At 57.2% G+C, this 26,003-nt stretch carries 27 protein-coding genes; 13 read left to right on the top strand and 14 right to left on the bottom strand.

The genetic code is table 11. The annotated features are described in order from the left end of the window. Nucleotides 1–136: 136 nt before the first annotated feature. A complete protein-coding gene (locus tag GOV38_RS10160; protein WP_254430634.1) occupies nucleotides 137–781 on the top strand; it encodes a J domain-containing protein in 645 nt (214 codons plus the stop codon). Nucleotides 782–848: 67 nt separating this feature from the next. On the opposite strand, the gene GOV38_RS10155 is transcribed toward GOV38_RS10160, so the two are convergent. Next, complete coding sequence (locus GOV38_RS10155) at nucleotides 849–1,367, bottom strand: YHS domain-containing (seleno)protein (protein WP_171209946.1); 519 nt, start codon at nucleotides 1,365–1,367, stop codon at nucleotides 849–851. Between the two features lie 244 nt (nucleotides 1,368–1,611). Between GOV38_RS10155 and yghU the strand changes: the two genes are divergently transcribed. Continuing rightward, the gene (gene yghU / locus GOV38_RS10150) at nucleotides 1,612–2,487 is read left to right on the top strand and encodes a glutathione-dependent disulfide-bond oxidoreductase (RefSeq protein WP_171209947.1); all 876 of its coding nucleotides are present in this window, start codon (nucleotides 1,612–1,614) and stop codon (nucleotides 2,485–2,487) included. A gap of 1 nt (nucleotide 2,488) precedes the next feature. Here the strand turns inward: yghU and GOV38_RS10145 are convergent, their stop codons facing one another. Then, nucleotides 2,489–3,277 (bottom strand): SseB family protein, encoded by a 789-nt coding sequence (locus tag GOV38_RS10145; protein WP_171209948.1) that lies wholly within the window; start codon nucleotides 3,275–3,277, stop codon nucleotides 2,489–2,491. After that, nucleotides 3,270–3,857 (bottom strand): uracil-DNA glycosylase family protein, encoded by a 588-nt coding sequence (locus GOV38_RS10140; RefSeq protein WP_171209949.1) that lies wholly within the window; start codon nucleotides 3,855–3,857, stop codon nucleotides 3,270–3,272. The genes GOV38_RS10145 and GOV38_RS10140 overlap by 8 nt, the downstream gene beginning before the upstream one ends. A gap of 215 nt (nucleotides 3,858–4,072) precedes the next feature. Between GOV38_RS10140 and GOV38_RS10135 the strand changes: the two genes are divergently transcribed. The 4 genes from GOV38_RS10135 to GOV38_RS10120 are packed head-to-tail and all read left to right on the top strand — an operon-like array spanning nucleotide 4,073 to nucleotide 8,629. Then, nucleotides 4,073–4,732 carry an ABC transporter ATP-binding protein gene (locus tag GOV38_RS10135; RefSeq protein ID WP_171101920.1) on the top strand — a complete coding sequence of 220 codons (660 nt, stop codon included), beginning with the start codon at nucleotides 4,073–4,075 and terminating at the stop codon, nucleotides 4,730–4,732. Next, nucleotides 4,710–6,278 (top strand): capsule biosynthesis protein, encoded by a 1,569-nt coding sequence (locus GOV38_RS10130; RefSeq protein WP_171209950.1) that lies wholly within the window; start codon nucleotides 4,710–4,712, stop codon nucleotides 6,276–6,278. The genes GOV38_RS10135 and GOV38_RS10130 overlap by 23 nt, the downstream gene beginning before the upstream one ends. A 5-nt stretch (nucleotides 6,279–6,283) precedes the next feature. Next, nucleotides 6,284–7,117 carry a 3-deoxy-8-phosphooctulonate synthase gene (gene kdsA, locus GOV38_RS10125; protein WP_171209951.1) on the top strand — a complete coding sequence of 278 codons (834 nt, stop codon included), beginning with the start codon at nucleotides 6,284–6,286 and terminating at the stop codon, nucleotides 7,115–7,117. Between the two features lie 15 nt (nucleotides 7,118–7,132). After that, the gene (locus GOV38_RS10120; RefSeq protein ID WP_171209952.1) at nucleotides 7,133–8,629 is read left to right on the top strand and encodes a phosphomannomutase/phosphoglucomutase; all 1,497 of its coding nucleotides are present in this window, start codon (nucleotides 7,133–7,135) and stop codon (nucleotides 8,627–8,629) included. Between the two features lie 35 nt (nucleotides 8,630–8,664). On the opposite strand, the gene GOV38_RS10115 is transcribed toward GOV38_RS10120, so the two are convergent. Beyond that, nucleotides 8,665–10,635, bottom strand: a complete 1,971-nt coding sequence (locus tag GOV38_RS10115) for an AsmA family protein (RefSeq protein WP_171209953.1) — start codon at nucleotides 10,633–10,635, stop codon at nucleotides 8,665–8,667. A 98-nt stretch (nucleotides 10,636–10,733) separates the two neighbouring features. Between GOV38_RS10115 and rimO the strand changes: the two genes are divergently transcribed. Next, the gene (rimO, locus tag GOV38_RS10110; protein WP_171209954.1) at nucleotides 10,734–12,131 is read left to right on the top strand and encodes a 30S ribosomal protein S12 methylthiotransferase RimO; all 1,398 of its coding nucleotides are present in this window, start codon (nucleotides 10,734–10,736) and stop codon (nucleotides 12,129–12,131) included. 9 nt (nucleotides 12,132–12,140) lie between these two features. Here rimO and GOV38_RS10105 read toward each other — a convergent pair whose 3' ends face one another. Then, nucleotides 12,141–12,497 carry a diacylglycerol kinase gene (locus tag GOV38_RS10105; protein ID WP_171101798.1) on the bottom strand — a complete coding sequence of 119 codons (357 nt, stop codon included), beginning with the start codon at nucleotides 12,495–12,497 and terminating at the stop codon, nucleotides 12,141–12,143. 524 nt (nucleotides 12,498–13,021) lie between these two features. On the opposite strand from GOV38_RS10105, the gene GOV38_RS10100 reads away from it, so the two are divergent. Further along, entirely contained in the window at nucleotides 13,022–13,264 is a 243-nt protein-coding gene (locus GOV38_RS10100) for a CDGSH iron-sulfur domain-containing protein (protein ID WP_171209955.1), read from the top strand. 28 nt (nucleotides 13,265–13,292) lie between these two features. Here the strand turns inward: GOV38_RS10100 and GOV38_RS10095 are convergent, their stop codons facing one another. From GOV38_RS10095 to GOV38_RS10085, 3 genes are all read right to left on the bottom strand, one after another. After that, nucleotides 13,293–13,544, bottom strand: a complete 252-nt coding sequence (locus tag GOV38_RS10095; protein ID WP_171209956.1) for a DUF6455 family protein — start codon at nucleotides 13,542–13,544, stop codon at nucleotides 13,293–13,295. Nucleotides 13,545–13,621: 77 nt separating this feature from the next. Then, complete coding sequence (locus tag GOV38_RS10090; RefSeq protein WP_171101795.1) at nucleotides 13,622–13,984, bottom strand: YigZ family protein; 363 nt, start codon at nucleotides 13,982–13,984, stop codon at nucleotides 13,622–13,624. Then, nucleotides 13,981–14,685 carry a M48 family metalloprotease gene (locus GOV38_RS10085; RefSeq protein ID WP_171101794.1) on the bottom strand — a complete coding sequence of 235 codons (705 nt, stop codon included), beginning with the start codon at nucleotides 14,683–14,685 and terminating at the stop codon, nucleotides 13,981–13,983. Before GOV38_RS10085 ends, GOV38_RS10090 begins: the two co-directional genes overlap by 4 nt. A gap of 120 nt (nucleotides 14,686–14,805) precedes the next feature. Between GOV38_RS10085 and GOV38_RS10080 the strand changes: the two genes are divergently transcribed. From GOV38_RS10080 to GOV38_RS10070, 3 genes are all read left to right on the top strand, one after another. Beyond that, nucleotides 14,806–15,054, top strand: a complete 249-nt coding sequence (locus GOV38_RS10080; protein WP_171101793.1) for a hypothetical protein — start codon at nucleotides 14,806–14,808, stop codon at nucleotides 15,052–15,054. Between the two features lie 117 nt (nucleotides 15,055–15,171). Beyond that, entirely contained in the window at nucleotides 15,172–15,750 is a 579-nt protein-coding gene (locus GOV38_RS10075; protein WP_171209957.1) for a nitroreductase family protein, read from the top strand. Further along, complete coding sequence (locus tag GOV38_RS10070; protein ID WP_171209958.1) at nucleotides 15,747–16,439, top strand: EI24 domain-containing protein; 693 nt, start codon at nucleotides 15,747–15,749, stop codon at nucleotides 16,437–16,439. The genes GOV38_RS10075 and GOV38_RS10070 overlap by 4 nt, the downstream gene beginning before the upstream one ends. Here GOV38_RS10070 and GOV38_RS10065 read toward each other — a convergent pair. Next, nucleotides 16,436–16,711, bottom strand: a complete 276-nt coding sequence (locus tag GOV38_RS10065; RefSeq protein WP_171101790.1) for a DUF1467 family protein — start codon at nucleotides 16,709–16,711, stop codon at nucleotides 16,436–16,438. The two genes, GOV38_RS10070 and GOV38_RS10065, sit on opposite strands and share 4 nt — an antisense overlap. Nucleotides 16,712–16,715: 4 nt before the next feature. Further along, a complete protein-coding gene (gene mce, locus GOV38_RS10060; protein ID WP_171209959.1) occupies nucleotides 16,716–17,120 on the bottom strand; it encodes a methylmalonyl-CoA epimerase in 405 nt (134 codons plus the stop codon). Nucleotides 17,121–17,254: 134 nt separating this feature from the next. Here mce and GOV38_RS10055 point away from each other — a divergent pair, with 134 nt between their 5' ends. Then, nucleotides 17,255–17,968 carry a response regulator gene (locus GOV38_RS10055; RefSeq protein WP_171209960.1) on the top strand — a complete coding sequence of 238 codons (714 nt, stop codon included), beginning with the start codon at nucleotides 17,255–17,257 and terminating at the stop codon, nucleotides 17,966–17,968. Nucleotides 17,969–18,156: 188 nt separating this feature from the next. Here GOV38_RS10055 and aspS read toward each other — a convergent pair whose 3' ends face one another. The 4 genes from aspS to GOV38_RS10035 all read right to left on the bottom strand — a co-directional run bounded on the left by aspS (nucleotide 18,157) and on the right by GOV38_RS10035 (nucleotide 22,403). Beyond that, nucleotides 18,157–19,932: an aspartate--tRNA ligase gene (gene aspS, locus GOV38_RS10050; protein WP_171209961.1), complete on the bottom strand. Its 1,776-nt coding sequence runs from the start codon at nucleotides 19,930–19,932 to the stop codon at nucleotides 18,157–18,159. Nucleotides 19,933–20,011: 79 nt separating this feature from the next. Beyond that, a complete protein-coding gene (locus tag GOV38_RS10045) occupies nucleotides 20,012–20,683 on the bottom strand; it encodes a CPBP family intramembrane glutamic endopeptidase (RefSeq protein WP_371808538.1) in 672 nt (223 codons plus the stop codon). Continuing rightward, a complete protein-coding gene (locus tag GOV38_RS10040) occupies nucleotides 20,680–21,327 on the bottom strand; it encodes an aminotransferase class IV family protein (protein ID WP_171209962.1) in 648 nt (215 codons plus the stop codon). Before GOV38_RS10040 ends, GOV38_RS10045 begins: the two co-directional genes overlap by 4 nt. Next, nucleotides 21,282–22,403 carry an aminodeoxychorismate synthase component I gene (locus tag GOV38_RS10035; protein ID WP_254430635.1) on the bottom strand — a complete coding sequence of 374 codons (1,122 nt, stop codon included), beginning with the start codon at nucleotides 22,401–22,403 and terminating at the stop codon, nucleotides 21,282–21,284. Before GOV38_RS10035 ends, GOV38_RS10040 begins: the two co-directional genes overlap by 46 nt. A gap of 181 nt (nucleotides 22,404–22,584) precedes the next feature. On the opposite strand from GOV38_RS10035, the gene carB reads away from it, so the two are divergent. Continuing rightward, nucleotides 22,585–25,929, top strand: a complete 3,345-nt coding sequence (carB, locus tag GOV38_RS10030; RefSeq protein WP_171101784.1) for a carbamoyl-phosphate synthase large subunit — start codon at nucleotides 22,585–22,587, stop codon at nucleotides 25,927–25,929. The last annotated feature ends 74 nt before the right edge of the window (nucleotides 25,930–26,003 follow it).

Raw genomic sequence — 26,003 nt, 5'->3', positions numbered from 1 at the left:
AAAAAGGAGACAATGGGCGGCAGCGATTGCCATTGTCAGAAATCTAGGGCCAATCCTTTGTAAAATTTGACAAAAACGTGACCAGTGTAAAAGTAGGCTCAGTGTAATGAGTACGAGTTTTTTGAGTATGGAGCCAATGACGACAATAAAGGCTCGGTCCGATGCTCTGTTAGAGCTGGGCCTATCAGCAAACGCAACCGCGCGGGATATTCGTGAAGCATGGCGTAATGTCGCGTTTCACGAACATCCTGACCACGCGGGCGGCGACTATTCCGAGTTTTCAAGGGCCAAAGCTGCGTATGATTTCTTGCGCGAACAAGGATTAACCACAGCTTCCCGACCCCAAACAAAGAAACCGCGCCGCCCACAACTGCGTAAGCGTGTGGTTGAATTGACAGCAGAAGAAAAAGAGACCTGCGATACTCTGTTGCGCAATGAGCGCGCGCTTTCTTCAGACAGGCTCAACTCAGCCGATAATGGGATTTGCGCATCGTGTGACCATCTGCCTGACGCCATAGGCTGCCACGGGCGCGACTTGACTTATTTCGTGCCGACCCCGGTGCGCGAAGGCCAGAACCGTGTGGCCCTGCCCATTTCTGTCCTGTCCGGCGCGCGGAATGCTGACCCTCAGATCGTGACCTTCAAGGCCAAGAGTGCAGGACAAGGGGAAATTGTTGTTCCCGACAATATCCGCGAGCGAAAGTTCCCCGGTGCGCGCAGTGTCCGCATCAGGTTCAACGCGGATGAACAGATGCGCGACTCGTTCTGGCTTGCCAGCTAGACACCACTCGCGTCGAATGAAAAAAGCCCGGCCTAATAAGCCGGGCTTTTCTGTGAGCGGTGGATGATCAGTTGGCGATTGGGCCTTCAGATGTCCATTTCGGAATAACGCTGGTTGAAGCTGCGTCGCCTTCAATGCCAGGCCAGTTGCCTTCAGCCAGATTGATGTTGCCGGGAACATCCTCTTCCCAGAAACCCACAACAACATCAGTGATATTCAGGTAGAGTTTGTCGTCGACAATCCGCCACAAGTTCGGATTGGCAGGTACTTTGCCGCCTTTCGAAACCCCATAAGCGCAGTGGCCGTCATATTGGGGGGCATAGTAGGCAGGGTTCTCCAGAAACTTGTCGCGGTTCTCGGCGCTTGCGAAAGCCCAAGTCGCACCGTTGTACTCGGCAGTGTAGTTCGAGTTTCCGCGCACTGGTGCTGGCTGCGACTGGCCTACAGGAACCTGGTCGAGGGTGCGATAAGCCACAACATCATAGCCCGACACGGCAAAACCTGTACCGTCGATATACTGTTCACCAGCGAAAGCCGGCAGGGCAAAGGCCACCGCTGCGGCAAAGCTCAGGGCAAAACGTTTCATGTGATATTCCTCTTGTCCTTTGGATTACGGGGCACCCGGGGGTCGGGCTTGGTAACAGAATAGGCGATTCTGCGATCCAGCGTAGTAGTCCTCGCGCCGCTGTGACATCGGACGAGCAAATGTGAGCGCAGCAGCGGCCTTTGTTACAAAATAAGGATGAATTGCGGGGTTGGACTCGGGCAATTGCAATATTAGCTGTGATGGCAACGGCATTTTGTCTGCGAACGCGCAAGAAAGGCACGAGATGAGCGACGATACCACCTATACCCCTCCGAAGGTTTGGACCTGGGACAGCGAAAGCGGCGGGCGTTTCGCCAATATCAACCGGCCGATCGCCGGGGCGACACATGACAAGGACCTGCCGGTGGGCAAGCACCCCCTGCAGTTGTATTCTCTGGCAACACCGAACGGCGTCAAAGTGACGATCATGCTGGAAGAGCTGTTGGCGCTTGGACATACTGATGCGGAATACAATGCCTGGCTTATCAATATCGGTGAAGGTGATCAGTTCGGATCAGGTTTTGTCGAAGCCAATCCAAACTCGAAAATTCCCGCGTTGTGGGATCGTTCGGGGGACAGGCCTGTTCGGGTCTTTGAAAGCGCTTCGATCCTGTTCCATTTGGCCGAGAAATTTGATGCGTTTTTGCCTGCCTCAGGCCCTGAACGCACCGAAGTTATGAACTGGGTTTTCTGGCAGATGGGCAGCGCGCCCTACCTGGGTGGTGGTTTTGGTCATTTCTACGCCTATGCGCCCGAGAAATGGCAATACCCGATTGACCGCTTTGCGATGGAAGCCAAACGGCAGCTTGATGTGCTGGACCGTGAATTGGCCGACAAGACCTATATCGCAGGTGAAGACTATACCATTGCCGATATGGCGATCTGGCCCTGGTATGGGCAATTGGTGCTGGGCCGCCTCTATGACGCGGCAGAGTTTCTTGACGTCACATCCTACAAAAACGTTATGCGTTGGGCCAAAGCCATCGACGCGCGACCGGCTGTCCAACGTGGACGCATGGTGAACCGCGCCTTCGGAGAGCCGCATACCCAGCTGCACGAGCGTCACGACGCCAGCGATTTTGAGACCCGGACTCAGGACAAGCTGGAACCGACGGAATAGCTTATCGCAGGATCGGGGGCCGCTGCGGATCACTACCCGGAGCGGCCCGTTCCAGCTGCGCAGCCTGTGGTTGTGGCAGGTCGAACCGCAACCCAACCTTGGCCAATGCAGCGGTTTGCGGCGCGTCGGGCTCGAAAAAGCCCACATCCAGCACACCCGCTTCGATCCCTGAGAACGTCAGCACCTCGGACACGGCTTGCGTCAGCGCCGGTTTGGCCTCTTCCACAGCAGCAACAAAACCCAGAAGATGGCCCTGCCCTCCGCTTTCCGTTTTTGTACCCACTAAATAGGCTGTTGCAGCCAAACCCGCTGCGGTCGCAAGCTTGGTATCCAACGCGGTCAGCAGCACTTCGGGCAAACCGGCCGGTGGTAGAAATTCTATAACCTTCTGTTGAAGCTCTTCAGGATCGTTTTGAAGGGTTGCCGACAACCAGGTCAAAGCCTCGGCCGGGATTAGCATCGAAGACGGCGCGGTATCCAGATTGAGCCCCAATCCAATCCCCTGCCCCTCAAGCATCTGCGCCAATACGCGCCCAGACAGCGCGATATAGGGCACCGCGTGCCCCGCGAACTGAGCCAACCTGTCCTCGCGGTCGAACACGAGCACGAACCGACCGTCCGCGACATCAAATAGTTCGGGAGAAACGTTCTCGCCCTTCGCTTCTTCGGTCAGCATCAAGAACAATTCGCTGTCGGCCAAACGTTCGAAAAACCGCAATCTGGCGGCATCATCGTCGGGATTGTCTTGCATCTTGCTATGCGCAAGATCCAGTGCAGTTGTCTCAGCCATCAAGAACCTCTTTGACACGGGCCCGCAGTACCGGCAGCAGATCCGCCTCGAACCAAGGGTTTTTCTTTAGCCACCCCGTATTGCGCCAAGAGGGATGAGGCAAGGCAAAGACGCGCGGCGCATGAGCGCGCCAATTACGCACCGTCTCGGTCACAGCCGTTTTTGCACCCAGATGATATTTGTGCGCATGGCCGCCCACCAGAACCGTCAAAGGCACTTTGCCCAGCTCGGACATGACGCGGTCATGCCATGTGGTCTTGCACAGCGGTGGTGGTGGCAAGTCGGCACCCCGGTCGTTGTAGCCCGGAAAACAAAAGGCCATGGGCACAATCGACACGCGAGACTGGTCATAGAACACCTGCTGGTCGATCCCCAACCAATCGCGCAACCGATCACCAGACGGATCGGTGAAGGGCCGGCCTGACTCGTGCACCCGCGCACCAGGTGCCTGCCCCGCGATCAGCAAACGTGCCCCGGGCTGGAACCAAACGACAGGGCGCGGTTCATGCGCTGTTTCGGTCTTTGCGAACCGGTCAGCGCATAAGCGACACGCCGATATTTCGTCCGTCAGTTTGGTCATATATTTCCGCGCTGGTCTGGAACAGTTCACATCGACATAGGCGTCAGATCATCGAAATCAAAGCTTTAACACAAGGCAAGCTGATCACACCTGGTGTGAACTTGCCCTTGGCGCATTGATCATTTGTTTCATAATTCGGCATACTGTCGCCAAAGTCGATCGGTGGCGTGCATGCCAACAATCCGGTGCGGCGCAGAAAAATGAGCAGTTCGCAAATGCTGGAATTTGAAAATGTCAGCAAGTCTTTCTGGACCGGAACACGCCGCAAGGTGATCCTGGATCAGGTGTCTTTTCGGGTCGAGCTTGGTCGTTCGATCGGCATACTCGCGCCCAATGGAACCGGCAAAACCACTCTGATCAACATGATGGCAGGACTGGAAAAACCTGATGAGGGCGTGATCCGCCGTGACTGTCGTGTATCCTTTCCGATGGGATTTACCGGTGGCGTCGCCAAAAAGCTTTCGGCGCTGGAAAACGCGCGATACATCGCCAAAATCTATGGCATGGACCCGGATTATGTCGAAGCCTATTGTCGTTGGCTGTGTAACCTGGGTGAATATTTCGATCAGCCCTTGGGCACCTATTCGACCGGTATGCGCGGGCGTTTTACCTTTGCGTTGATGCTGGCGCTGGATTTCGACATGTATCTGATCGATGAAGGCATGCCCGCGTCGACCGATGTGGAGTTCAACAAAAAAGCAGGCGACATTCTGCGCGAGCGTTTGCGTACCACCACGATGGTGATTGTCTCGCACAATCCTGAGGTGCTTGAAAAATTTGCGCAGCAAGCTGCGGTTCTCCTGGACGGGCAGCTTTACGTGTTTGAAACCCTGGAAGAGGCAAGACAGTTATATGACTACCAAACCCAAGGTTAACAAATACAGCGCCAAGCGAACGCCGCAAGGATCTGGCACGGCCGAGGCCCGCTCGAAAGCCATGGCCAAAATTCGCCAGGCGACACAAGACCAGGCAAAGGGCGACCCTTCTTCCGACATAGAAAAAATCAAGAACGAAGGACTAACCGGTCGCCAACTACGCGTTGCAAGACGGCTGGCACAGAAACACGGGCTGGACGCGCAATCCGATTTTGAAGCGGTCAAATTGCTGCGAGAAATGGGAATCGATCCCTTTCAACGTGCCAACTTGTTGGATCTGGCGGCAAATGACCAAACGGGCCCGAGTTCGACAGCTCAAGAGAATACCAAAATTCAGCTACCGCAAACCTTTGACGAAAAATCGAAGTCCGTGCCCGGGCTGGAACTCAGCCCAGCTCAGCGGCGTGAATATGAGATCGGTCAGATCCAGAAAGATGTTGCGCGGCGGCGGCGGCGCAAGCTTGTCGCGCTGTTCATGCGTCTCGCGGTGTTCGTATTTATCCCGACCTTTGTGGTGGGCTACTACTTTTACCGAGTGGCGACACCGATGTACGCCAGTTCCTCGGCCTTTTCGATCTTGCAAGCGGATGGCGGAACCGGGGCGGTCGGCGGGTTTCTTTCCGGCACACAATACGCAACCGCACAGGATTCCGTCGCCAGTCAGGAATTTCTGGAATCGAAGGACGCTCTGGAGAGGCTCAATCGCGACATTGGGTTTAGCGATGTGTTCAAACAGGACTGGATCGATCCCATTCAGCGTTTGTCACCGGATTCAACGCTTGAAGAGGAACACAAGCTCTACAAGAAGGTGGTGACAATCGGGTACGATCCTTCGGACGGGATTGTCCGAATGGAAGTCGCAACACCGGACCCTGAATACTCGGTCGAAGTGTCGCGGCGACTTATTCACTATGCTGAAGAGACGATTAACAACCTGTCCGAACTGAAACGCGAAGACCAGATGCGCGAAGCGCTCAAAAGCTTTGAGATCGCGCAAGAGGCGCGCCAGCGCGCGCAAGAAGACCTGATCGAGTTGCAGTTGCAGGGGGCCATTCTGGATCCGCAAAGCGTAATTGCCAGCTTGCGTGCCCGCAGCGATCAGGTGGAAATTCAGTTGCAGGACAAGGAATTGGAACTGGCCGCCCTGCTGGACAACACCCGCCCGAACCAAGCAAAAGTCGATGGTGTCAGCCGCGACATCGCCCGGCTTGAGGCTGTTCTGGCGGAGCTCAACGCCGAGATGCTGGACATGTCGGCAGGCGAAAACTCGCTGGCGCGGTTGAGTGTGCGCATTCAGATGGCTCAGGCCGATCTGGCCGCGCGCGACATGATGCTGCAATCGGCCATGCAGCAAGTGGAAACAACCCGGACCGAGGCCAACCGGAAAGTGCGGTATCTGACCGTATCGGTGAACCCCGTGGCCAGCCAGGAACCCACATATCCGCGTAAATTCGAAAATACGATTTTGGCATTCCTTCTCTTTGCTGGTATCTACCTGATGATCTCGCTTACTGCGTCGGTCCTTCGTGAACAGGTATCCTCGTAAGACACATGAAACATGTAAAAATCGCTGACCTTACGGTTGGCAACGATCTTCCGCTGACGATCATCGCGGGCCCCTGCCAGCTGGAAACGGCTGACCATGCCCAAATGATTGCCGGTACAATGAAAGAAGCCTGCGCTGCCGCGGGCGCGCAATATGTGTTCAAAGCCTCATATGACAAGGCGAACCGCACATCTCTGTCGGGCAAACGCGGCATGGGCATTGATGCGGGGCTCAAGGTGCTCGACGACATTCGTCGCACCATGGGCATCCCGGTGCTGACCGATGTTCATACCGAGGCGCAATGCGCCGTTGCCGCTGAGGCGGTCGATGTTCTGCAAATCCCGGCTTTCCTGTGCCGCCAGACAGATATGCTGCTGGCAGCAGGCAACACCGGCGCCGTGATTAACGTCAAGAAAGGGCAGTTCCTGGCGCCTTGGGAAATGCCCAACATCGTGGCCAAGATCGAAAGCACCGGAAACCGGAATGTTCTACTGACCGAACGCGGAAGCTCATTTGGATATAACACATTGGTGGCGGACATGCGCTCGTTGCCGCAGATGGCCCAGACCGGTTATCCTGTGGTGATGGACGCCACGCATTCGGTGCAACAACCGGGTGGGAAAGGCGGATCTTCGGGTGGACAGCGTGAATTCGCACCTGTCATGGCGCGCGCTGCAGTGGCGATTGGCACGGCGGCTGTGTTTATCGAAACCCACCAAGATCCCGACAATGCCCCCAGCGACGGACCAAACATGATCTACTTGGACCAGATGCCTCAACTTGTTGACACATTGATGCAGTTTGATGCGCTGGCCAAAGCGAATCCAATTCAAATTTAACGATTGAGAAGAGTTATGATGAAACCCATCCCCGAGGTGACCCCCAACACCTGGAGCTTTCTGCGCGACCCGATGATCAAACCCACCGGGTTTCGCGAATACGATGCGCGCTGGAAATACGTTGATGAGATCAACCTGCCGGGCATGACAGCGCTTGGCCTTGGTCTGGGCACCCAGATGCACAAACGCGGCATCGCTCCGGTGATTGCAGTGGGCAATGACTATCGCGACTATTCCCTGTCGATCAAAAATGCACTGATCGTGGGCCTGATGCAGGCGGGTATTCAGGTCAAGGATATCGGCCCGGCGCTCAGCCCGATGGCATATTTTTCCCAGTTCCATTTGGATGTGCCCGCAGTGGCCATGGTGACCGCCAGCCATAACCCCAACGGTTGGACCGGGGTCAAGATGGGTTTTGATCGTCCCCTGACTCACGGCCCGGATGAAATGTCGGAACTACGTGACATTGTCCTGAATGGCGAAGGTGTTGCCCGTGACGGCGGATCTTATGAGTTCGTGGATGGCGTGAAAGAGGCCTATATCGACGATCTGGTTGGGGATTTCAAAATGTCCCGCCCGCTCAAGGTGGTTTGCGCCACGGGCAACGGCACCGCCTCGGCCTTTGCGCCCGAGATCTTTGAGCGCATGGGCGTTGAAGTTGTGCCCAGCCATAATGAGCTGGACTATACCTTCCCCAACTACAACCCAAACCCCGAGGCCATGGAAATGCTCCATGACATGTCGGACACACTGAAAGCCAGCGGCGCGGATCTGGCGCTTGGCTTTGACGGTGACGGCGATCGCTGCGGCGTTGTCGATGATGAGGGCGAAGAGATATTTGCCGACAAGGTTGGTGTCATCATGGCGCGCGATCTGGCAAAGCTGCATCCCGGTTCGACCTTTGTGGCGGATGTGAAGTCAACCGGCCTGTTTGCCAGTGACCCGGAACTTCAGGCTCTTGGCGTCAAAGCGGATTACTGGAAAACCGGCCACAGCCATATGAAGCGCCGGGTCAAGGAAATCGGCGCGCTGGCCGGGTTCGAGAAATCGGGCCACTACTTTTTGGCCGAGCCCATCGGGCGCGGATATGATTGCGGGATGCGAGTAGCGGTTGAGATCTGCAAATTGATGGACCGCAACCCAGACAAAAGCATGTCGGACCTTCGCAAGGCGCTGCCGAAAACATGGTCGACCCCCACCATGTCGCCCTATGCCACTGATACTGAGAAATACGACATCCTTGCTCGGCTGGTCGAAAAGCTGGTGGCCAAAGCGGATGCGGGCGACAGCTTTGCGGGGCGTGCTATCAAAGAGGTGGTCACCGTCAACGGGGCGCGTGTCATTCTGGACAATGGCAGCTGGGGTCTGGTGCGTGCATCCTCGAACACGCCCAATCTGGTTGTGGTCTGTGAAAGCAGCGACAGCGAAGACGAAATGCGTGCCATTTTTGCCGAGCTTGATGCGGTGATCCGTACTGAACCCGGCGTTGGCGACTACGACCAAACCATCTGATTAAACGATCGCGGCAGGGCAAAACCCTGCCGCTCTCAATCCCCGCCAAAGAGCTTCAGCAGACCCTTTTTGGCCTCGTCCTCCAGTTTGTTTTTGAGGGCATCACCGATCTGATCCGTATCGGTAACTTCGGTATCCAACTCTTTACCAACTTTCTTGAGAACTTGGTTCTTGGCGTCGTTTTCAAGATCTCTCAGCTCGGCCTCGGCCGCAGCTTCGATCACTTTGGTCAGATCGGGTTTGATCGAAGGACTCTCCCATGGGCCTTCGATCCGTACTGGAACAGAAATGCCCTTGCCGGAATTGGCCCGCAAGGCAACCGGCGTAAACAGATAGTCGATGTCACGTTGTGCCAGCCCAACGCGCCCCGATCCATCGGCACGGAAATTATCCAGTTGCATCAGCAGGTCGTTATTTCTCAGGTTGCCGTTCTTCATCGTAAAGCTTGCGGTCAAACTGTTGAATACGGTCGTGCCGCCTGTCCCTTCTCCGCGGCCCATCAGCCGATCCAGATCAAAGCCCGAAATCACACCGCTGCCTACGTTGATATTCCCCTCACCACTCAACGAACGCATGATCTGGTTTTCGTTCTGACCGACGCCCAGGAATTTCAGTCTGCCGGATGCCGTGCCTGACAGGCGTTCAATCCCGCCCAGAGCAGACAGCGCTTCTTGCAGATTGATGCCGGTCGCCGTCAGGTCGCCACCAACCGAAAGGCCGTTTCGGTTATTTGCCACGACCTGACCATTCAACGTCCCAGAGAACAAAGTTGCGGGCTGCATCTTCAGAACCGCACGCGAATTGCTGAGGTTCAGCCTCAGATCGCTGGGCCCTAACGTCAGGTCCGGCACAGCAATCGAGTTCGCCTTGAGGCGAACAGATCCATTTGCCAACGCCAATGCCGACGCATCAATCGGTGCTCTAGACCATCCCGTGCTCGCGCTCGCCCCACCGCCGCCATTGCTGCCACTGCTGCCAGTACTTTCAGAGGCAAGTGCTTTAGTCAGGTCCAGATCGCCTGAATTGATCTGCGCGGTCACTTTGGGCGGCGACGAGATTTCTATGTCGGCCTCACCGGTCATTTGATTATTGTCCAGCACTGCTACCATATCCCGCAGCGCAATGCGTCCGTCGCGCGTATAGGTCATGTGCGCCGAGATTTCGGCCTTTCGACCAAGCCCGTTCGGAATGGAAACCCCTTTTTGACCAAACGCGGCCAACATCCTTTTTGTGTTGCGCGAGACCACCTGGGTTTCGCCATCCATCTCGCCGGCCAGGTTCACCCGTCCATCAAAACTGATTTCGCCGCCCGGAGCTTTCAGCGCGATTGTTAACGGGGTCACCACACCGCTGGAAAACGCTGGCAGATCCGGGATCGTGAGGTTTACGTCCACCGACCCTCCGGGAGCGGCCATGCTGGCCGACATCGCCATCGGGGCAGTGACATCCGGCCAGCTCGCCGACAGATCGACCCCCGAGAAGTCCATTTGAACCGCACCATTGTCCACGTAAACCAGTCGCGCATTGGTCAGTTCAAGCTGATCGAGCGTGACCGCAGAAGGGGTCGCAGAGGGTGATCCACCACCGCTGCTGCTTCCTGTACTCTCTGCGGAAGAAGCCGCTGGCGTATTCAGCTCCCAATTGCCGCGCCCATCCGACAGCTCAAGACGCAGCACTGGATTGTCGGCAAAGACGCGTTTGATCCGCAATTGGCCATTGATCAAGGCGGCGGCATCTACGCCAATATCAAGACTTTCGGCGCTTAGCATCGGCTGCGGTCCGGCCCAGGGTGCGTTGCTGAAGGTAACCGCCCCAGTAGAGATACCCAGAATTGGCCAGAAGGTTATTCCAACGTCACCAGATATCGTCAGGTCGCGCCCGGTCTGGGCTTTGACTTGCTCGGTCAAAATGGCGCTCAACTTGTCCTTGGGCATCAATAGCAATGCGCCGATGACCAGGCCAAAAGCCGCGATAACAAAGAAGAGAATTCTTATCAGCCATTTCATGTTGTGCCACCTGCCTGCTCGGTCAGATTGTTTTGCCTTAGTCATCCTTGTGCGCGGAGCAATTGCAAGGGAAAGCTTTCCCTACTATACGCCGCAGCATGAGCTCGAACCCACCCAATCTCCGCCCCGACCTGGCCCCTGCGGCCCAGATCACCGACACGCCGCGTCGTGGTCAGCCGACCCTTGGCATGGTGTCGCTTGGCTGCCCAAAGGCCTTGGTCGACAGCGAACGCATTTTGACGCGCCTGCGCGCGGAAGGGTACGGCATTTCACCCGATTATTCAGGGGCCGATGCCGTGATCGTGAATACCTGCGGGTTTTTGGACAGCGCCAAAGCGGAATCCCTGGACGCGATTGGCGAGGCTTTGGCCGAAAACGGCAAGGTAATTGTCACAGGTTGTCTGGGGGCAGAGCCGGAATACATCCGCGAGCATCACCCCAAAATTCTCGCCGTTACCGGGCCACATCAGTATGAACAGGTTCTGGATGCGGTGCATTCGGCCGTTCCGCCCGATCCTGATCCCTTTATCGACCTGATGCCGTCTTCTGGCGTCAAGCTAACACCGCGCCATTACAGCTATCTGAAAATCTCGGAAGGCTGCAATCACAAGTGCAAGTTCTGCATCATCCCCGATATGCGCGGAAAACTGGCCAGTCGCCCCGCCCATGCGATCCTGCGTGAGGCCGAAAAGCTGGTCGATAACGGTGTGCGCGAGCTGCTGGTGATTTCTCAAGACACCTCGGCCTACGGCTTGGACCGTAAATACGATGTGAACCCGTGGAAAGATCGCGAGGTGCGCAGCCATATCACCGATCTGGCGCGCGAGCTGGGTCAGTTCGACGCCTGGGTCCGTCTGCACTATGTCTACCCCTACCCGCATGTGCGCGACCTCATCCCTCTGATGGCCGATGCCGGATGCAACCTGCTGCCCTATCTGGACATTCCATTTCAGCATGCGCACCCGGATGTACTGAAACGCATGGCCCGCCCTGCGGCTGCGGCCAAAACTCTGGACGAGATCGCCGCGTGGCGGGCGATCTGCCCTGACATCACTCTGCGGTCGACTTTTATCATTGGATATCCTGGTGAGACAGAAGCCCAGTTTCAGACCCTTCTGGATTGGATGGACGAGGCGCAGCTGGATCGCGTCGGCTGTTTTCAATACGAAAATGTCGCGGGCGCGCGGTCAAATGACCTGCCAGATCATGTTCCCGATGAGGTCAAACAGGACCGCTGGAACCGGTTCATGGAAAAGGCGCAGTCCATTTCCGAGGCCAAATTGGCGGCCAAGGTCGGTCAGACGTTACAGGTGATCGTGGATGAGGTCGACGACGAGGCCGCAACCTGCCGGACAAAAGCTGACGCCCCCGAGATCGATGGCAATCTGTTCGTGGATGAAGGTTTCGAAGATTTGAAACCAGGCGATATGCTCACTATCGAGGTGGACGAGGCCGGCGAATACGATCTTTGGGGACGCATCGCGAACGATACCTGAATAGTATCGTCACAAGAGGCCAACCACCGCTACGATCCAGGCGACCCCTGCAGCAATCGCTGTCAAAGCGACCGCAGCACTTGCCGCGTCCTTCGCCTGACCCGCAAGCGGATGATGATCCAGAGAGGTGTGATCAACGGCGCGTTCGATGGCAGTGTTGAACAGTTCGGCGACAAGAACCAGGATACCCAAGACAAGGATCAACGCACGCAGGGATGGGCTGACGGGAAGCACCAAGACAAGAATTACCGAAACGAGATTCAACCAAATCCACGACCTGAAAGAGTGTTCATCGGCATAGGTTTTCACCAGCCCCTGCCAGCTCCATCTGGTTCTATCCCTTAGCCGTGAAAAAAAAGTCTGCATGCGCTCATCCCCTCAAATGTGTGGGCATTATGCGCAGTGATCCCCAAAAGACCACTCCGTTGGGGAACGAAGAATTGCATGAGGTCGCGGGCGACCCATAGTCGAGTCGCCCGTCTTTGAGGTTACTGGGTAACCGGGTTACATACTGTTTGGCCAGCCTGGGTTGTGGCCAGATCGTAACCTGCTGGGCAACTGGCTGTCCCGGCTTTGTCAAAAGTTGGTTGAACATACACGGGAGCGGGCTCTTCTTGCTGAGCACAAGCAGCCAGAACTAATGCAGTGGCACAAATTGCAGCGAATTTGGGTTTCATGTCCGTCGATCCTTATTACTTTCCTGATATTGCCCGGTTTTTCAGGGCTGATTTCAGGATACGTCTGGGATTCCGCGCTGGCAACTATAACAATCACGAATTCGTGAATATGGCGAATACGCGCTAATTCTCGACGCATCGGATTGTGCTACCCAATTGCATTCTCTGCACTAAACTGTGGAAAAGACATCAGCCAGTGAACGGAGAAGCCAAATGTCAGACAAACCGCATATTGCCCAGAAAGCCCCGCTTCCTATCGAAGTGACCGAGGGAAAAACCTACTTCTGGTGTTCGTGCGGCAAATCTCAGAACCAGCCCTTTTGCGATGGCTCGCACAAAGGAAGCGGGTTCGAACCGCTAAAATATACGGCTGAGGCAGACAAGAAGGTGTTCTTTTGCGGATGCAAACACAGCAAGACACAACCGCTTTGTGACGGATCGCACAAAGATCTTTAGCGAAGCCGCTGAAGGAATGATGCCTGTTCTAGCCCGTCAGCCGTTCCAGCAAATCTTTGTTCCGGCAATAGTCCGGGGTATGAATCGCCGATGAAGTTTCTGCCAGAAACGATTGGCAGTGACCGGGGTTGGGGCATTGCGTGCATCTGAGTACCGCATCCGCGATGTCACCGAATTCCAACTCACCGCGCAATGTCGCCTCTTCCAGGTCAACACCCAGCGTGCTGGCCATGTCATCTACCAGTTCAGCATGGCGTTTCAGTGTCTGTCGGTCGGTCATTGCGGTTCCCCTTGTCTGTTCGCACCGATAGCTACAGCCTAGCGGGCCGGGACTTGCACGCTTTGATTCAGGTCAAGTCAGCTTTTGAGGTGATCCAGGTAGGCCCGCGTCGCGTCCTGTACCCGCCGAAACCGGTCGCCGCCAAGCTTTTTGCCGCCGTACCATCGGGTTACAACGATCACATGATTTGACAGATCTTCGCGCTGCATCATACGCAGGATGACCATCGCCGCGCCTGCCTCACCATCATCGGCCTTAAGCGCCCCAGTGGGTAGCATGGCAGCCCAGGTGTTATGAGTGGCCTTGGCATAGGCCTTGTCACCCTTCAATTCAGCAAGCAAGGCATCGACATCCTCGCGGCTGGACACGGGCCCGCCACTGACCGCGTATTTCGATCCCCGATCGCTAAGCACAACACCCAGCCGGGTTACTGTGCTCATCGGACCAAGCCCAGTGAGCGGGCGGCTTTCAAAACCGCCTCTTCACGTTCGGCATTGGGGGGATGCGAGGCCAAAAATTGATCGCCGGGGTCTGGGATGCGCTGAAAGAACGCCATTCCGATCAGGGGATTGTAGCCGGCGGCATAGGTAATGTTCACTCCCATCCTATCAGCTTCAAGCTCGAACTGCTGCGCATAGCTTTGCGCCCCGACATTTGCGCCAATTTCCTGCGCACGTTCTATCCCTGCGGCGTTCTCACCCTGATCACGTGCAATATCGCCAAAGATTCTGGCACTTTCCTGCACGTTCTGCCGCTGCCTGTCGATATGGTCCAGAATATGATGCGCAGCCTCATGCCCCATCACAAAGGCCATTTCCTGATCGTTCTGCGTGGCTTCCAGCATCGCTCGGGTGAAAATGATGATCGGGCGACCCGTCTTGTCGCGCGTCTGAAAGGCATTAGCCTGCGCCCGTGGGTTCGGATCAACAAAAACGGCAAAGTCACAGTTTTCATCCGATGAAGCGCGCAAACACTCGCGCCTGGCCGCTCCTCCAACCGCACGGCTCACCTCGGCAAATTCACGCGCTTTGACCTGAAGCTCGGGTGAACTTGGCCGCCATTCCGCAGCCGGTATCAGTACAAGAGTGGATGTGTCACAGGCCGCAAGCACAAAAGCCAGCAACAAAGCCAGACGACGCATTCCGTTTCCTTTCGCTCGACCCATTCGGCAGATCAACATAGCGCGGCCAATTCGGGGCGACCACTCCATATTCTGTAATCCCGGGTTGCATTGCCGAAATTCGAGCGGCACTGTGCCCATATGTTTTCGATTGAGCATGAATTCGACTCGACGGTCGTCACGCTGGTGGATGAAGGCCCAAAACCCTTGCAAGAGGATGTGGTCATCAACAGCTTTGCCGAATGCGTCACGATCGAGCAATTGGACCCGCGCACAGATACGATGCAAAAGATCACCCTGTCCGTCGAACAGGTCAGGGACCTGGCCGCTGCGCTGGACCTGCCAGAGGGTGTGTATCAGATACGGGAAACTGACGCGCAGGGCGGCTAGGACCGCGTGCAAAACGATAGACGAGCTTGCGTTTTCGCATCTTTGCAACCTCTTTACCCTTGAAACCCTGCATGGCCCGGCCAACATATGTGCGGGCCATGTAAAGAAAGTTAACATATGTCATTGAAGAACCCTGCCGCACTGGAATTTCTGCAGCTGCGCCGGTCTCGTCCTGCCAAAACACTGGTCGCTCCCGCGCCCACCCGGGAAGAGCTGTTGCCATTGCTAACCGCAGCTGCGCGCAGCCCCGATCATGGCAAGCTTGAACCTTGGCGGTTTATCGTTCTCGAAAAAGGCGCAATGCCACGATTGGCACAACTGACCGAAGACCGGGCGATTGCTTTGGGCAAGACCGAAGAAGAGATTACCAAAGCCCGCAGCCAGTTCGATCTGGGACAGCTAGCGGTTGCTGTGATCGAGGTGCAGAAACCGTCCGAGAAGATCCCTACCCTGGAACAGACCTATTCCGCCGGCGCGGTGTGTCTGGCCCTGCTGAACGCAGCGTTGGCCGCAGGTTGGGGCGCGAACTGGCTGTCGGGCTGGCAATCCCATGACCGCACATTCTGTCAGCAGGCATTGGGGTTGGCAGAAAACGAACGCGTTGCAGGCTTCATCCATATCGCCACAGAAAGCGTCGCCCCACCCGAACGCCCACGCCCAGACATAGCAGCTCTGACACAGTGGGTTTCCGAATGACCATCCTAAACGCGTTTTTCGCGGCCTTGGGTCAGATTGGCGATCCCAGATTTCGCTCGGTTCTGCTGCGGGGTGTAGGACTGACCATCCTACTGCTCGTTCTGGCCTGTGCGGCCGCGATCTGGGTGATCAATAAATTGGCCGGGAATGAAATTTCCCTCCCCTGGATTGGTGCGGTGCCTTGGTTGAACGACCTGCTGAACTATTCAGGCATCGTCCTTGTACTGATCCTGCCTATCTTTTTGATGGTGCCCGTAGCCTCGGCCATTACGTCGATGTTTCTCGACGAGGTCGCTCAGGCCGTCGAAGACCAGCACTATCCGTCCTTGCCAAAGGTTCCCGGTGTCTCTTTCGGGGACGCGCTGTCTGACAGCTTGGGCTTTTTGGGCGTGTTGATCCTGGCCAACCTTTTGGCCCTGGTGCTTTACGTGGTTTTCACACCGCTGGCACCGTTCATCTTCTGGGCCATGAACGGGTTCTTGCTGGGTCGCGAATACTTCACCCTCGCCGCGATGCGTCGGATCGGGCGGGTCGAAGCCCGAAAGCTCAGATCAAAACACGCCACGACGATTTGGGTTGCCGGAACCTTGATGGCGATCCCGTTGTCAATCCCGTTTGTAAACCTGGTCATTCCTATCATGGGTGCTGCCACATTCACCCATATCTACCACACCCTCTCGCAACGCTAGTCGCGGGGCTCCAACTGATTGAGCCAGTCGAAATCCCGCACCGAGATCACACCTGAGATGATGATCCCGGCGATGATGGCCCACAAAACAATAGTGATACCGGTTGTGATCCACAGCTTTTTGCGCATGTGATGGATTTCGGGCGCCCCCGCATGGGTGCCCGGAACGATGTCGCCCAGATCGCCTTGGGTTTTGATCCGAACCGGCAGCACGACCAGAAGCGTCAGGAACCAGATGACGGCAAACAAAACCAATGCGGCGGTGATCGTCATAGGCTCAGACCTCTTCCAACTCGACCAGACAGCCGTTGAAATCCTTTGGATGCAGGAACAGCACGGGCTTGCCATGCGCACCGATCTTGGGCTCTCCGGTCCCCAGAACGCGTGCCCCGTTGGCTTTCAGATGGTCGCGGGCAGCGATGATATCTTCGACTTCGTAACAGACGTGGTGAATGCCGCCTGACGGGTTCTTTTCGAGGAAACCGTTGATCGGGCTGTTTTCGCCCAGCGGATAGAGCAGTTCGATCTTGGTGTTGGGCAGTTCGATGAACACAACGGTCACACCGTGATCGGGTTCATCCTGCGGTGCGCCAACCTTGGCACCCAACGCATCGCGATACTGCGCCGAAGCCGCCTCGAGGTCTGGGACAGCAATGGCAACATGGTTCAAGCGACCGATCATGAGAAGTCCTCCGTACTGCATTACAGCGGTTATGGGGGCAGTCAGACCAAAGGACAAGTGCGCCAAATCGCCCGTTAACCTCGTATTAGCCAGGAGTTCCTAGCGTAAGGCATCTGCTGATTAGGAGTTCTGCCATGGTCGATTCGGACCCTCTCGCCACCCCTGCTGCCACAGCGCTGCGGCCCTTGCTGGGCCAGACCATTCTGGTGGTCGAAGACAGCCGCTATGCCTGCGACGCGATCCGCCTGATGTGCCTGCACAGCGGCGCGCGCATCCGAAGGGCCGATTGTTTGCGCTCTGCACGGCGTCATTTGCAGATCTACCGCCCCTCTGTGGTCATCGTTGATATCGGCCTGCCAGACGGGTCCGGGACCGACCTGATTGCCGAACTGACCCACGCCGTGCCGCGTGTCAGCGCCATTCTGGGCCTGTCCGGTGACGACGGCGCAAGCGAGGCGGCGCGACAGGCCGGGGCCGACGGGTTTCTATCCAAACCCCTGACATCACTGGCCTATTTCCAAAAGACGATCCTGGAACTTTTGCCAGAAGATCGGCGCCCAAGCGGGTTGCACAATGTCCGAGACGAGCCCATCCGCCCGGATTGGTTGGCCTATCAGGATGATATGGCCCACATCTCGGACATTCTTGCAGGTCCCACGGATTCGCGCGCGCTGGACTACGCGGTGCAGTTTCTTCAGGGCGTCGCCCGCGACGCCGAAGATCAGATTTTGGCCGAGGCAGCAGAACAACTCGCCGCATCGCGGGCCAAAGGGGTTCCGGTCACGGCGATGGCTGCGCGCGTCGCTGGGCTGGTCCAGAACCGCCTGGAGCGGCAGGAGGCGATCTGAGGTGATCACTGCCTATTTCATTACCGCCAGCTTGCTTAGTCTTTGGGCGTATAGCCGCACCCGGTCGTCAGCACGTAGCATTCGGGACAATCGGAAATCTGTAGACATTGAAATACGCTGACTCGGGCCGGGGGCCAGCGTTTTCCGTATTTCGCGAAACGATCCGCGTTCCGACCGTCAACCGATGCCTAGTCCTGCGGAATAACGCGCAGCCCCAGCTCCATCAACTGATCCGAGGTCGGGTTTGAGGGCGCATCCATCATCAGATCTTCGGCACGCTGGTTCATCGGGAACATCATGACTTCGCGGATGTTCGCCTCATCCGCCAGCAGCATTACGATCCGGTCGATCCCCGCAGCGCAGCCGCCGTGCGGCGGCGCACCATAATGGAAGGCATTGAACAGCGCACCAAAGCGGGATTTCACCTCATCCGCGCCGTAGCCCGCCAGTTCAAAGGCTTTCAACATGATCTCTGGCTTGTGGTTCCGGATCGCACCCGACACCAGCTCGTACCCGTTGCAGGCCAGGTCATACTGATAGCCACGAACGTCCAGAGGATCACCTTTCAGCGCCTCCATCCCGCCCTGAGGCATCGAGAACGGGTTGTGTTCGAAATCGATCGCACCGGTTTCTTCGTCCTTCTCATAGATCGGGAAATCCACGATCCAGGCAAAGGCAAACCGATCTTTCTCGGTCAGACCCAGCTCCTCCCCGATCACATCACGGGCCTTGCCCGCCACCTTTTCAAAGGCTTTCGGTTTGCCACCCAGGAAAAACGCTGCATCACCAACACCCAGACCCAGCTGTTGCCGGATCGCTTCGGTCCGCTCTGGGCCAATGTTCTTGGCCAAAGGACCGGCGGCCTCCATCCCGTCGCCCTGATCGCGCCAGAAGATATAACCCATTCCGGGCAGGCCTTCTTGCTGCGCGAACTTGTTCATCCGGTCACAGAACTTGCGGCTGCCGCCACCCGGCGCAGGGATGGCGCGGATCTCGGTGCCGTCCTGCTCCAACAGCTTCGCGAAGATCGCGAAGCCAGACCCGCGGAAGTGGTCGGAGACCACTTGCATTTTAATAGGGTTCCGCAGGTCGGGCTTGTCACTGCCGTACCACAGCGCCGCGTCCTTGTAGGAAATCTGCGGCCAGTCCTGATCTACCTTGCGACCACCACCAAACTCTTCGAACACACCAGTCAGAACCGGCTGGATGGTGTCAAACACGTCCTGCTGCTCGACAAACGACATCTCAAGGTCAAGCTGATAGAAATCGGTGGGCGAGCGGTCTGCGCGCGGGTCTTCGTCGCGGAAGCACGGCGCAATCTGGAAATATTTGTCAAAGCCCGACACCATGATCAGCTGTTTGAACTGTTGTGGTGCCTGCGGCAGCGCATAGAACTTGCCTGGATGAAGGCGCGAAGGCACCAGAAAATCGCGCGCGCCTTCTGGCGACGATGCTGTAATGATCGGTGTCTGATACTCGCGGAACCCTTGATCCCACATGCGTTTGCGCATCGAGGCCACAACGTCCGACCGCAGGGTCATATTGCGTTGCATCGCCTCGCGGCGCAGGTCCAGATAGCGATAGCGCAGGCGGGTTTCCTCGGGGTATTCCTGATCGCCGAAGACCATCAGCGGCAGTTCATCCGCCGCGCCCAATACTTCAAGCTCACGCACATAGACCTCAATCTCACCCGTGGGCAGTTTCGGGTTCACAAGCTCAGGATCACGCGCCTTGACGGTGCCATCGATGCGGATACACCATTCCGAGCGAACCTTTTCCAACTCGGCAAAGGCTACGCTGTCGCCGTCACACAGAACCTGCGTCACACCAAAATGGTCGCGCAAGTCGATGAACAGCACGCCGCCATGATCTCGGACCCTATGCACCCAGCCAGACAGGCGAACGGTTTCGCCGACATTGGCGGCGGTCAGAGCGGCGCAGGTGTGGCTGCGATAGGCGTGCATGGATCATATCCCTTCGGGCGCAGAATTCGTCGCGCCGATACACCCTGTCAGGCTTGGAAAGTCAAGGCGGGTCGCGGGATCAAAACGGCCTTTGCACGTTGCCGGAATAGAAATAGATGCCCAGACCAACAGCAAAGATGATATTCCCAGCGATCGCGTGCAGCAGAACCGCGTAAAAGAACGAGCCGCGTTTGCGATAGGCCCAACTGAACAGCAGCCCGCCCGCAAAGGTCATCACCGCCACGATCCAACTCCAGTACATCAGGTGCGCAAAGGAAAAGACCGCCGCATTCAGCAGATCGGCTTTGCGCCCCTTGGGCAGAATGGCGCGGTAGCGCCGGAAAAAGAGCGGCCGGAACAACAGCTCTTGCGGCAGTGCGGACAAAAGTGGGTAGCCGACCCAGATAAAGGCCAGCATTTCGGGCCGGTGTTTGAGCAGGAAAAATGCCGCATCGGGCCGGGTGAGATAGATCAGCGCTGTACAGAAAGCAGCAGTAACAAGGGCGAACACCCCCAACTCTGCAGCCGACCAGTTGGCCCAGCCATAGCGCAGCTCGGCCCAGGCAAAACCCGGCGTGGCGTGCAGCAGAACGATACCCAGGCCTGTGAAGGCAAAGAGCGCTGGAAACATCCAATCAGGTGGAAAGAACACCGCAATGACCAGGGGTACCGCGATGAAGAACAGACCAAACTCGAACCGCAGCCGCGTCATCGTGGCCAAGGGCTCTGCCATAGTGTCGTTTTTGCTCACAGGTTCACCATCTCTACCGGGATCAAGCCGCGCAAAGCGTTTCCCATGAATACGGCTCGGGCCTGTTTCAGATCAGTCAAAGTCAAAACCGCCTCGGCCCATTCGTCGTTTTCCAGCAGTTCTTCCCGCAGAATACCTGGCAGCACGCCACTGCTTAGGGACGGAGTCAAACGGGTTCCATTGGGCATTTCAAGAAACAGGTTGGTGATCGTGCCTTCGCAAAGTTCACCACGTTCGTTTAGAAACAAAACCTCATCAATGCCCTTCGGCAGCGTCGCGCGCACCTTGTCATAGAGAGATCGCCGCGTGGTTTTGTGGCGCAGCCACGGGTCCTCTGACTGCAAGCGTGTTTGCGCAAGAGCCAGCCGCCATTTAGAGGCAGTATCTGCAAGGGCAGCGGTGGTGAGCTCGAAATGGCCTGAAACATCCATGGTAAAACGGCACCGCAATGGCGCCTCGCCTGCGATCCGATCCAGCATCGCCTGCGCAGCATCCAGGTCAAAGGGTAAGGACAGAACCTTCGCCGTGCGCGCCATCCGCACGAGGTGCATGTTGCCTCTGATCACCCCCTGCCTAGGGCGAAACGCAAAGGTTTCGATCAGGCGGAAATCAGGCTCAGTTGGCGCGCGAAGCGGGCTTTCCATAGCGCCTCCTCATATTCTGATGTGGCTGTGCTGTCCCAGACCAGACCGCCGCCGACGTTCAGCGTTGCCTGGCCCTTTTCAACCATCAATGTGCGGATCGCCACGTTGAACTCCGACCGCCCATCCGGCGCGGCCCAGCCGATGGTGCCGCAATAGATATCGCGGGGCCAGGGTTCCAGATCAGACAGGATCTCCATCGCGCGGATTTTGGGCGCGCCGGTGATCGACCCGCAGGGGAATAGTGCTGTTAAGATGTCCGACAGCCCTATACCGCGATGCAATTGTGCCTGCACAAGCGACACCATCTGATGAACGGTTGCGTAGCTTTCCACCTTGAACAGCTCGGGCACAGTAACAGAGCCGGCCAGCGCAATACGGCTGATATCGTTGCGCAACAGGTCAACGATCATCAGGTTCTCGGCCCGGTTCTTTTGGTCGCGCCCCAAAAAGGCGCGGCGGCGCTCATCTTCAACCGGATCGTCACTGCGCGGTTGAGTGCCCTTCATCGGGCGCGTTTCGATCCGCCCTTCGGCATCTGCGCGGAAAAACAACTCGGGTGAGCGGCAAAGAAGGTCGGGCAAACCGTCTTGTTCGATCAGCACGCCATGACCTACCGGCTGGGACTGGACAAGCGCAGCATAGAGGTCGGCGCTGTTGCCTTTGACCTCAAGGTCAATCGGGAAGGTCAGATTCGCCTGATAGATGTCGCCCGCGCCAATGGCATCGTGGACCTGACGAAAGGCTTTGCTGTACCGTGGCTGATCCCAACGCGGCTTGAACCCTTTGATCTCGGCGAAGTCACCCGAAAGGCCAACGCGGTCCGGCGTTTCGAACACACCGAAACACAGCAGCGGCAAGCGGCGTTTTCGGGGTAAGCGCTCGGCGAGCCGTGGCTCCAACACATAACCCAGCTCATAACTGGCATAACCGGCCAACCACGCCCCATCCGCACGCGCCTGATCCAGCGCCGCCAGGGCCTGGGGCACCTCTTGGGCAGAATCCGCACGGATGATCCGTATGGGCTGCGCAAACCGGGTTCCGCGCCCGGCTGGTCCCTGATCGAAACGAATGCGCAATTGCTTCTCCATTTGCCGTGCTGCGCGATATAGAGAAACGCGACGCGAGAAAAGACAGAAAAGCGGCAATTTCACATCTGTTTCCGATCCCCCTTGCACCTTTTCGCCCGGTCCCTATAACGCAGGACAATTTGGGCGCTGGGGCGGCGCCCTGACTCGCAGACATCAAAGGAACAAGGCCATGCCGAGAAGAACCGACATCCAGTCGATCATGATCATCGGGGCAGGCCCCATTGTCATCGGTCAGGCCTGCGAGTTCGACTATTCCGGTGCTCAGGCGTGTAAGGCGCTGCGCGAGGAAGGGTATCGGGTCATTCTGGTAAACTCGAACCCCGCGACGATCATGACGGACCCGGAACTGGCCGACGCAACCTATATTGAGCCGATCACGCCCGAAGTTGTGGCCAAGATCATCGAAAAGGAACGCCCCGACGCCCTGTTGCCCACCATGGGCGGACAAACCGGTCTGAACACCTCGCTCGCGCTTGAAGAAATGGGCGTGCTCGAAGAGTTCGGGGTCGAGATGATCGGCGCCAAGCGCGACGCCATTGAAATGGCCGAAGATCGCAAGCTGTTCCGCGAGGCGATGGACCGGCTGGGTCTGGAAAATCCCAAAGCCACGATTGTGACGGCTCCTAAGAAAGAAGACGGCAGCGCCGATCTGGATGCGGGCGTGCAAATTGCGCTGGATGAGCTGGAAGAGATCGGCCTGCCCGCGATCATTCGCCCGGCCTTTACGCTGGGCGGCACCGGCGGTGGTGTGGCCTATAACCGCGAGGATTATATCCATTTCTGCCGCTCGGGCATGGATGCGTCGCCGGTGAACCAGATCCTTGTGGATGAAAGCCTGTTGGGATGGAAAGAATACGAGATGGAAGTGGTGCGTGACACCGCCGACAACGCCATCATCGTCTGTTCCATCGAAAACGTTGACCCGATGGGCGTTCATACTGGTGACTCGATCACCGTGGCCCCGGCGCTGACGCTGACTGACAAGGAATATCAGATCATGCGCAACGGCTCGATCGCCGTTCTGCGCGAGATCGGGGTTGAGACCGGTGGCTCGAACGTACAGTGGGCAATCAACCCGGAAGATGGCCGCATGGTTGTGATCGAGATGAACCCGCGCGTGTCCCGGTCCTCGGCGCTGGCATCCAAGGCGACCGGATTCCCGATTGCAAAGATCGCTGCAAAACTGGCTGTGGGCTATACGCTGGATGAGTTGGACAATGACATCACCAAGGTCACGCCAGCGTCGTTTGAGCCGACCATTGACTATGTGGTCACCAAGATCCCGAAATTTGCCTTCGAGAAATTCCCCGGCTCTGAACCGTACCTGACCACCGCGATGAAATCGGTGGGTGAGGCTATGTCCATTGGTCGCACGATCCACGAATCCATGCAAAAGGCGCTGGCTTCGATGGAATCGGGGCTGACCGGCTTTGATGAGATCGAAATCCCGGGCCTGAACGTCGGTGTTTGGGATGAAGCCGATGATAAGGCCGCCGTGATCAAAGCGATCAGCCAGCAAACGCCCGACCGTCTGCGTACCATCGCGCAGGCCATGCGCCATGGTCTGACAGATGATGAGATTTTTGGCGTCACCAAGTTCGACCCCTGGTTCCTGGCCCGCATCCGCGAGATCATCGAGGCCGAGCGTCAAGTCCGCAAAGACGGTCTGCCGATGACCGAAGATGGTATTCGCAAGCTGAAAATGCTGGGCTTCACCGATGCGCGTCTCGGAAACCTGACCGGTCGGGATGAGGCGAATGTGCGCCGCGCCCGGCGCAATCTGGGCGTGACGGCCGTGTTCAAGCGCATCGATACCTGCGCGGCCGAGTTCGAGGCGCAGACGCCTTATATGTATTCCACCTATGAAGCCCCGATGATGGGCGAGGTCGAATGCGAAGCGCGGCCCAGCGATCGCAAAAAGGTTGTGATTCTGGGCGGCGGCCCCAACCGGATCGGTCAGGGGATCGAGTTCGATTATTGCTGCTGCCACGCCTGTTTTGCGCTGACCGATGCGGGCTATGAGACGATCATGGTCAACTGCAACCCCGAGACCGTTTCGACCGACTATGACACCTCGGACCGTCTGTATTTTGAACCGCTGACCTTTGAGCACGTGATGGAAATCCTGACGAAAGAGCAGGAGAACGGCACCCTGCACGGTGTGATCGTTCAGTTCGGCGGTCAGACGCCGTTGAAACTGGCCAACGCGCTAGAGGCCGAGGGCATCCCGATCCTGGGCACGACACCGGACGCCATCGACCTGGCCGAAGACCGTGAACGGTTCCAGGCGCTGGTCAATGAATTGGGGCTGAAACAGCCCAAAAACGGCATCGCGTCGACCGACGAACAGGCGCTGGAGATCGCCGAAGAGATCGGCTTCCCGCTTGTAATCCGCCCTTCATACGTTCTGGGTGGTCGCGCGATGGAGATTGTGCGCGATATGGATCAGCTGCGGCGGTATATCAACGAGGCCGTGGTGGTTTCGGGCGACAGCCCGGTCCTGCTCGACAGCTATCTGGCTGGAGCCGTTGAGCTGGATGTGGACGCGCTTTGTGATGGGGCCGACGTGCATGTCGCCGGAATCATGCAGCATATCGAAGAGGCGGGCGTGCATTCGGGTGACAGCGCTTGTTCTTTGCCACCCTATTCGCTGTCCAAAGAGATTATTGATCAGATCAAGGATCAGACGTTCAAACTGGCCAAAGCGTTGAACGTGGTCGGCCTGATGAATGTGCAGTTTGCGATCAAGGATGACGAGATCTTCCTGATCGAAGTGAACCCCCGCGCCAGCCGCACCGTGCCCTTTGTGGCCAAAGCCACCGACAGCGCCATCGCCTCGATCGCGGCGCGCGTCATGGCCGGAGAGAAACTGTCCGGTTTCCCGATGCGCCCGGCCTATAAGACGGTTGATGATACCAAGATCGCGGATCAGATGACGCTGGCCGACCCCGACATGCCGTGGTTTTCGGTCAAAGAGGCGGTGCTGCCTTTTGCCCGTTTCCCCGGAGTGGACACGATTCTGGGCCCCGAGATGCGTTCGACCGGTGAGGTCATGGGTTGGGATCGCAGCTTCCCCCGCGCCTTCCTGAAGGCGCAGATGGGGGCTGGCATGGTCCTGCCGTCGTCGGGCACCGCCTTTATCTCGATCAAGGACGCTGACAAAGGCGCAGACATGCTGGAAGCCGCCCGGGTTCTGGTGGATCAGGGCTTTAAGCTGGTCGCAACACGCGGCACACAAAGCTGGCTTGACGCTGAAGGCGTGCCATGCGGTGTGGTCAACAAAGTTTACGAAGGTCGCCCGGATGTCACAGACCTGATGAAAGATGGCGGCGTTCAGCTGGTCATGAACTCGACCGAAGGGGCGCAGGCGGTCGAAGATAGCCGCTCGATCCGCTCTATCGCGCTTTATGACAAGATCCCTTATTACACCACCGCTGCGGCCAGCTATGCCGCTGCTTTGGCCATCAAGGCGCAGGCCGAAGGGGATGTTGAGGTTCGATCCTTGCAAGGCTGATCGATCAACTCAAGAACCACTTAAGACCCCGGCCCGGTGCCGGGGTTTTGCGTTTCAAACACATCGTGCTCGAG

The organism is Ruegeria sp. HKCCA5839 (assembly GCF_013035585.1).
Lineage (GTDB): Bacteria > Pseudomonadota > Alphaproteobacteria > Rhodobacterales > Rhodobacteraceae > Ruegeria.
This window is presented reverse-complemented; position numbering and strand designations above follow the sequence as displayed.